This is a genomic window from Ancylobacter amanitiformis (genome assembly GCF_030814815.1).
In the GTDB taxonomy this organism is placed as follows: Bacteria; Pseudomonadota; Alphaproteobacteria; order Rhizobiales; family Xanthobacteraceae; genus Ancylobacter; species Ancylobacter amanitiformis.
The window spans coordinates 210,123-217,654 of record NZ_JAUSVR010000009.1 but is presented as its reverse complement, the minus strand read 5'-3'; the positions used below and the strand labels follow the sequence as shown (position 1 = coordinate 217,654).

5 protein-coding genes are annotated in these 7,532 nt (G+C 61.2%); 2 read left to right on the top strand and 3 right to left on the bottom strand.

Annotated elements, in window-relative coordinates; translation table 11 throughout:
• The 3 genes from QOZ99_RS14870 to QOZ99_RS14860 all read right to left on the bottom strand — a co-directional run.
• Nucleotides 1-224: cell division protein FtsQ/DivIB (locus tag QOZ99_RS14870; protein WP_306890765.1), on the bottom strand; the 224-nt coding region annotated here is incomplete at its 3' end.
• Between the two features lie 935 nt (nt 225-1,159).
• On the bottom strand, nt 1,160-4,246 hold the full coding sequence (locus QOZ99_RS14865) for an efflux RND transporter permease subunit (protein WP_306890764.1): 3,087 nt from the start codon (nt 4,244-4,246) through the stop codon (nt 1,160-1,162).
• A complete protein-coding gene (locus QOZ99_RS14860; protein ID WP_370876865.1) occupies nt 4,243-5,292 on the bottom strand; it encodes an efflux RND transporter periplasmic adaptor subunit in 1,050 nt (349 codons plus the stop codon). Before QOZ99_RS14860 ends, QOZ99_RS14865 begins: the two co-directional genes overlap by 4 nt.
• A 233-nt stretch (nt 5,293-5,525) precedes the next feature.
• Here QOZ99_RS14860 and QOZ99_RS14855 point away from each other — a divergent pair, with 233 nt between their 5' ends.
• Both QOZ99_RS14855 and QOZ99_RS14850 read left to right on the top strand, forming a co-directional pair.
• Complete coding sequence (locus QOZ99_RS14855; protein WP_306890763.1) at nt 5,526-6,215, top strand: response regulator transcription factor; 690 nt, start codon at nt 5,526-5,528, stop codon at nt 6,213-6,215.
• Nucleotides 6,215-7,513 carry a HAMP domain-containing sensor histidine kinase gene (locus QOZ99_RS14850; RefSeq protein WP_306890762.1) on the top strand — a complete coding sequence of 433 codons (1,299 nt, stop codon included), beginning with the start codon at nt 6,215-6,217 and terminating at the stop codon, nt 7,511-7,513. The genes QOZ99_RS14855 and QOZ99_RS14850 overlap by 1 nt, the downstream gene beginning before the upstream one ends.
• Nucleotides 7,514-7,532: the final 19 nt, after the last annotated feature.

Below are 7,532 nucleotides of genomic sequence, written 5' to 3'. Positions count from 1 at the left end.
GTCAGCGGCTCACCCGGCTTGCTCTGGAAATAGGAGCGGATGGTCTCCGCATCGACGCGACGGTTGCCCTCGACCACGATCGAGCTGGCGCTCTGTGACGCCAATTCCTGAGCGTTCAGACGATCGAATTCCGCAATTCCGAGTGTGCCAAATAATAAAAAAATGATAAATACGAAATCGCGAATGTATGGATAAAGTGCTTTCCAATTATCTCTTGACGTCATGTTGCACCACTGAGCACTTAATTATCCAAAACTGTAGTATTGTGTATTTGGGCGAAAACGACATGCCCGCGTTCGCGCCACATATGAAGCAATAGGCCGAGTTTCAGGCTATTTTTCTGCAGTCAAATGTCTCAATATTTCGAATAAATTTTTATTGAGATATTATGGAGTAATGTATTTCTCCATATATATAAATGTGTCGGGGTTTTTGCACTCACGTCTAGAATTGATGGCAATCGCTTCATGGTGTGAGCGGAGCTCTGGATGTCGACCCCCCGAACCGCGCAGAGGTTTTCGGAGGGGGCAAAGCCGCCTGGAACTCGACGCAAGCGGAAGCCACGGTGCCCTGCGGGGGGCAAAACGGAATGAAAACGGCAATGCGGAGAATGGCGCGCTTTGCGCCCCCGGCTAAGGTCGGCCTCCCCACCGCTCCTGCCGTAATCGATCCCGCGCATGATCTGATAGGAAACACCTGACGCGACGACGCATAGGGACACCGCGCGGCCACTCATCTGCGCCGAGGCTCCGTGGGTCTCCCCGACTTCAAGGTCAGCGCTCGGCCTCATCGGCGGGAATGCCTCGTCGCCGGCGGTTGGAGTGCGTCGACATTTTGCGAGGTGAAGGCGATTCTGTGGTTGAGCTTCGTCACGTCGCCACCCCCACTGATCGTATCGGCAACCAATGCGTCCTTGGTGACTGGGGCGCTGCCGACGGGTGAAGTCGTGAGTCAGCGCCCCAGTCAGACCCGATGCAGTTGCGCTTGCATCAGGTATCTATTGTCTACAGCAGAATGATTGATCGTGGCGCAACAAGTTAAGTCTATCGTATTTCTAAATATATACATTTTCTAATGATGTAATATTGCCGAATACGTTGCTGTGTGTATATCCATCCTCGGCAATGCACAGCCCAAGCTCTGTCCATCCCGTGCAGCTTCAAGCCGCCGCGGGAGGCGTTCCTGTCGCATCCCTCGCCTGCTTCGTGTGAAACAGCCGCTTCAGAAGCGTCAGGAAGTCGTCGACGAAGGTGAATATGACGGGAATGACGAGGAGGCTAAGGAAGGTCGAGGTTAGCAGCCCGCCGATAACGACGATGGCCATGGGTTGGCGGAAGCTGGAGTCGCCACCGCTCAGGCTCAAGGCCACCGGCAGCATGCCGCACCCCATCGCGATGGTGGTCATGATGATGGGCCGCGCCCGCTTGTGGCAGGCGTCGACGAGAGCATCGAACCGGGGCATGCCGCCTCGACGCGCCATGATGGCGTATTCGACCAGGAGAATGGAGTTCTTCGTCACTACGCCCATCAGCATGAGCAGCCCGATGACCGCGGGCATGGAGAAGCTGGTGCCGGTGAGAACCAGCGGTAGAAGCGCGCCGCCGAGCGACAGCGGCAGCGCCATCAGGATCGTCACCGGCTGCAGGAAGTCGTGGAACAGCAGCACCAGCACCGCATAAATGCAGAAAACACCGATCGCCATGGCGATGCCGAAGCTCGCGAACAGTTCGGAACTGCGCTGTAATTCACCTTGTTCGACCAGCCGGACGCCCTGCGGCAGGTTCTTGAGCGCCGGCTGGGCCTGGGCTTCGCTATTGACCTCCCCGAGAGTGCGGCCGTTGAGCTCGATCGACAGGGTGATGTTGCGCGACCGGTCGATGCGGTTGATCTCGGATGGGCTGCCGCCAATGCGGATGTCGGCGATCGAGCCGAGATCGACGCTGCCATTGCTGCCGGCCACCCGCAGATTGGCGATATCGTCCAGCGTCGCGCGGTTTCGCGGATCCAGCCGCACCCGGATCGCCACTTGCCGCTGTGTCAGGTTGAGCTTGGCCATTGCGGCTGAATAGTCGCCATTCGTTGCGACCCTGACCGCCTCGGAAATCGCTTCCGATGTCACGCCCAGAGCCGCGGCGCGCGTGAAATCCGGTGTGATCTGGACCTCGGGGGCCTGAAGGGATGCACTGGACGTCACCGCGCCGATGCCGGTGATGCCGCGTAGTTGCTCTTCGAGACTGGCGCCGACCTTGTCGAGTGTGTCGGCATCGTCGCTGGCGAGCGTGATTTCCAGCTTGGTGCCATTGCCTCCCGATCCGACTTCGACGCGCGTGCCCGGCAGCACGGTCAGTGCCTGGCGTATGCTGCCCTCAATCTCGGCCTGTTTGCGGTCGCGGTCGCCGATGGCCGTCAGATCGACGACGAGCGTTGCCGAGGTAACATCGCTGGTCGTGGTGGAATTCAGTCCACCGCCCGACGATACACTCCCGACAGCGACGTAAACGCTGGTGACGTCCGCCAGCCTTGCGATGACATCGGCGGCTCGGCGCGCCGTCGCGTCGGTCTGCTCGATCGTGCTGCCGGGCTGCAAGGTCAGCGTGACTTTCGTCTGCGCGTCGTCGGAAGCCGGCAGGAAGCCCGACTTGAGAAAGGGGATCGTCGACAATGAGAGGCCGAGGAAGACGCAGACGCCGAGAACCGTCAGCATCCTGTTCTGCAAGCACGCTTTCATGAACGCCATGTAGGCGTGCAGGATCCGGCCATCCTTCTGCTCGACCGGATGCGCCTTCATCATGTAGGCAGCCATCATCGGCGTCAGAAAACGGGCTACGAGCAGCGAGGCGAGAACGGCCACGGCCGCGGTGACGCCGAACTGTCGGAAAATCAGGCCGGGAATGCCGCTCATGAAAGCGGTCGGCAGAAACACGGCGACAAGCGTGAAGGTCGTGGCAATGACCGCGAGCCCGATCTCGTCGGCGGCCTCAAGCGCGGCATCTATGGGTGATTTTCCCATTTGCAGGTGACGCGCGATGTTCTCGACTTCGACGATGGCATCATCGACCAGGATGCCGACCACCAGCGACAACGCGAGGAGGGTTACGGTATTGAGGCTGAAATCGGCGAAATACATGACAAGAAAGGTCGGGATGACCGACAGCGGCAAAGCCACCGCCGACAGGAACGTCGCCCGCCAGTCGCGCAGGAAAAGCCAGACCACGACGACCGCGAGGATCGCGCCCTCGTACAGCATATGCATCGAGCCGTCGTAGTTTTCGATGATCGGCCCGACCGTGCTGTAGGCCTCGATGATCTCCACATCCGGATTGTCGGCCGCAAATGTCAGCATCGCGGCTCGGAGGTCGGCCGCGACGCCGGTGTCGGAAAAGCCGTTCGATCGCTTGATCTCGACGCCGACGACCGGCTGCCCCTTGAGATAGGCGAGCGACGAGCGGTCCGAAAAGCTGTCCGTGACGTTGCCGATCTCGTCAAGCCGCACCAGCGTGCCATTGGTGAGCGGTATCGCGAGCGCCTTGAGATCGTCCACCGAGGCGACGGCGCCGAGCGTCCGGATGGTCTGCCTGCCGCCCCCGATCTCGCCGCGCCCGCCGGAACTGTCGGCCTGCACCGCTTTCAGGCGCGAGGAGACGGTGGCAGCCGTGACCCCCAGCGACCCCATGATGTCGGGATCGAGGTCGACATGAATTTCGCGATCGATCCCGCCGACGCGGCTGGCTTCGCCGACACCCGAAACGGACAGTAGCGCCTTGGTCATGTCGTTGTCGACGAACCAGGACAGTTCGGTCTCATTGAGGCGCGTGGAGCGAACGGCATAGGTGATGAGCGGAGAACTCTGCACCGTCACCTTGGTCACGCTGGGCGCTTCCATCTCGGACGGCAGATCCGTCGTGCTGTCCACCTTGTTGCGGACTTCGTTGAGCGCCTCTTCACTGTTCTTCTCAAGCGTGAAGGAGACACTGATCGACACCTGGCCGTCCGTGATCGTCGTGGTGATGTGGTCCAGCAGGCTGAGCGAGGCGAGGTTGTCTTCGATCTTCCGGGCGACTTCGGTCTCCAGCTGCGAGGGAGACGCGCCCTCCAGCGTGGCGGTGATCTTGACGGTCGGCAGGTCCATGTCGGGAAAATTCTGGACCGGCAGCCAGTGGAAGACGAGCAGGCCGCCCACAGTGAGCAGGATGAACAGTAGGATGACGGGAACAGGATTGCGGATCGCGAGAGCGGAGAAGTTCATTCGGCTTCTCCCTCGATCCGGACGAGGGCCTTGTCGGCGAGAAAGGCCCCGCCGGACTTCACTACCCTGGCGGATGGATCGAGGCCCGACACGATCTCGACCTCGCCCGCCATGCGGCGGCCGGTTTCGACCCGTATGCGTGTGACGCGCCTGTCGTTGCTGACGGTGAAGAGGTAGTTGATGCCGTCGCGGAAAACCAGCGCGGATTGCGGCACAGAGAGGGCCTGTGTCGTTTCAAGTTCAATATGGCCGGTCACGTAAAGTCCCACCGGGGGACGCGCCTCCACTGGAAGCGCGACATAGACGATGGCCCGCCCCGTATCGGTGCTAACCGTCGGCGCAACCAGCCGGACATGCCCCGTGATGCGGTTATCGCCGGGTCCCGCGATGACGGCATCCAGGCCTTCCCTGATGCGCGGCAGATAGCGGGCCGACACCTCCGCCTGCCACTCGACGCGCCGCTGACGCACCAGCCGGAACAGCTCGGTGCCGGACGACACCACAGCGCCGAGCTGCGCCGAGCGGGAGGTGATCATCCCGTCATCCGGCGCCAGGATCGTCGTCTGCTCGATCTTGATCCTCTGGCCCTCGACCGTCGCCTCCGCCGATTTCACGTCGGCAATCGCCGTCTCCTCCGCGTTGAGGTATTCGACGGCCTTTTCGTCCGAGAGCGCGCCGCTGCCCTGCAGCTTGCGCACGCGCTCGGCGTTCGCTTTGGCCTTGGTGAGGTTCGCTTTCGCCGTCTCGCGTGCCGCTTCTTCCTTGAGCAGGTCCGACCGCACGGTCTCCTGGGCGAGCCGCACAAGCACCTGGCCCTTTGCGACCACCGAGCCGACTTCAACGAGAACATCCGTGATGCGCAGACCGCTGATCTCCGATGCAACCATTGCCTCATGCCAGGGCTTCAGCCAGCCGCTCGCGGGCACGGTCTCGGGCCATTGGCGCTCCACGGGCTTCACGACGGCTACGGTGAGGGCGGGGGTCTCGTTCTGCTCCTGCGCGCCAGAGGACTGGACGCCCAGCGCAACGCCCGCCACGGCAAGCAGGGCAACGAGTGAATTCACAGTGCGCCGGCTGACCGCGATCGATGCCCGCGAGGCAGATTTCGTCTTGAACACGGAACTCATACGCCGCCCGGACTATCAACGGATACTCCGCCTTCGATAGCGGCTGGGGCGTTAAGTGCGATCAAGCCAGCGTTAAGAAGGGTAAAATCTCCCGTCAGCCGGGTATTTTTATGTATGGATTTGTCATCCACGATGAAAGACGGGCTCTCGGGATGACAAAGGTTCTTCTGATCGACGATGACGTCGATCTCACCACGCTCCTGCAAGAGTACCTCACCGAAGAGGGTTTCGAGGTCACCGCCACAGAAGACGGGCGTGCGGCGATCGCGTTGGCAGTCGCCAATACCGTCGACATCATCGTCCTCGACATCATGATGCCGCACATGAACGGTATCGACGTCCTGCAGCGGATCCGGCGGCTGAGCGCGATTCCTATCCTTATGCTGACCGCGAAGGGCGACGACGTCGATCGCATTGCCGGACTTAATCTTGGTGCTGACGATTATGTATCAAAGCCCTGCTCGCCCGGCGAACTGGCAGCAAGGCTCAAGGCGATACTGCGTCGTTCTGGCTCCGCGGTTGCCGGTGCGGTGCCAGACCTGCTCCGTGCGGGGAATCTCGTCATGCACCCTGGGACACGGGCGGCGGAATGGCGCGGCAAGCCGCTTGATCTGACCGGCACCGAATTCAGCCTGCTCGAAGTCCTGGCCCGACAGGCCGGCCAGCTCGTCTCCAAACAGGACATATCGAAGCATGCGTTCGGCCGCCCGCTGATGCCGTTCGATCGGCGTATCGACGTTCACTTGAGCAGCATTCGACAGAAACTCGGCATGCGGGAGGACGGCCAATCCTGGATTCAGTCGGTACGAGGACACGGTTACCAGTTATTACAGGATCGTTGATGCGTGGTCTGTTCTGGAAGTTCTTCATCATCATATGGCTTACGATGACGGCATCGATCGCTGGCCTGTTCGTTGTGGGCAAACTTCTCGATGCAGCTCCCTTCTCGCAAGAAATATTACGTCAAAAACGTGTCATGGCGCTTGATGTCGCGGCCAGATTATTGGAACAAAAGGGTATAGAGGCTGCAAAAGCGTATGCACACGCTGCGGCGACTGTTCCGCAGCCGGTTCATCTTTCTATCTCCGAAGTCGACACGGCAGCCAATTGCACCAATGGCGATGTCGAGAATGTACGTAACGTCATTTCCGACAACATCTGCACTCGCGTAGTGCTTGTTACGCCCAAACCCGGCGCCATGGCAGGCACGTGGCCGAAGCTGCTTCCCTGGGCGTCGGCATTGATCGCCAGCGCGGTCGCTGCCTTTGCGCTCGCCCGTTACCTCATCGGTCCCGTCGCCCACCTCCGGCACGGGCTGAGTGCGCTCGCCCATGGCCGGTTCGACGTGCGCATCGGCGACAGGATGCATGGCCGCAAGGACGAAGTGGCGGCTCTCGCCCACGACTTCGATACCAGCGCAGCCCGCCTGCAGGATCTCCAGGAGATCCAGCAGAGACTGTTCCATGATGTCTCCCACGAACTCCGGTCGCCCCTGTCCCGGCTCCAGGCGGCGCTCGGTGTGCTCAGGCAGAATCCGTCGAGGCTCGACAAGATGATCGACCGCATGGATCGCGAGATCGAGCGCATCGACGGACTGGTCGGGGAGATCCTCACGCTCGCGAGATTGACGAGCCGATCCGACGAGAGCGTGGTTCAGACTGTCGACCTCATGGACCTCGTCAACGGGATCGTGGATGACGCCGCCTTCGAGGGGCAGGCGCGCGGGATGTCGGTCTCCAATGAAGGCGCTGCGACATTCGTCGCCGACGTGGACGGCGAACTGATCTATCGCGCGTTTGAGAACGTCATTCGCAATGCCCTGAAGTATTCCCCCGACAGATCCCACGTTTCCGTTCGCTCCGAGATTGTCGGAGAGACGCTCCGTGTGACGGTTGCGGATGAAGGCCCCGGCGTGCAGGCCCCCGATCTTGAGCGGATCTTCCAACCCTTCTTGCGTGGCAGCGATGCTGGCGCTCCAGAGGGCTACGGTCTCGGGCTTGCGATCACGAAGCGAGCGATAGAGAAGCATGGTGGCCGCGTCACCGCGGCCCTGGGTGCACGCGGCGGATTGCGCGTGACACTGGAGATTCCCCGGCGCGCGCCCCCGGACGCCGGATGGCATGCCTCAGAGCGCTCCTGAATTGCCGAAACGCTGACAC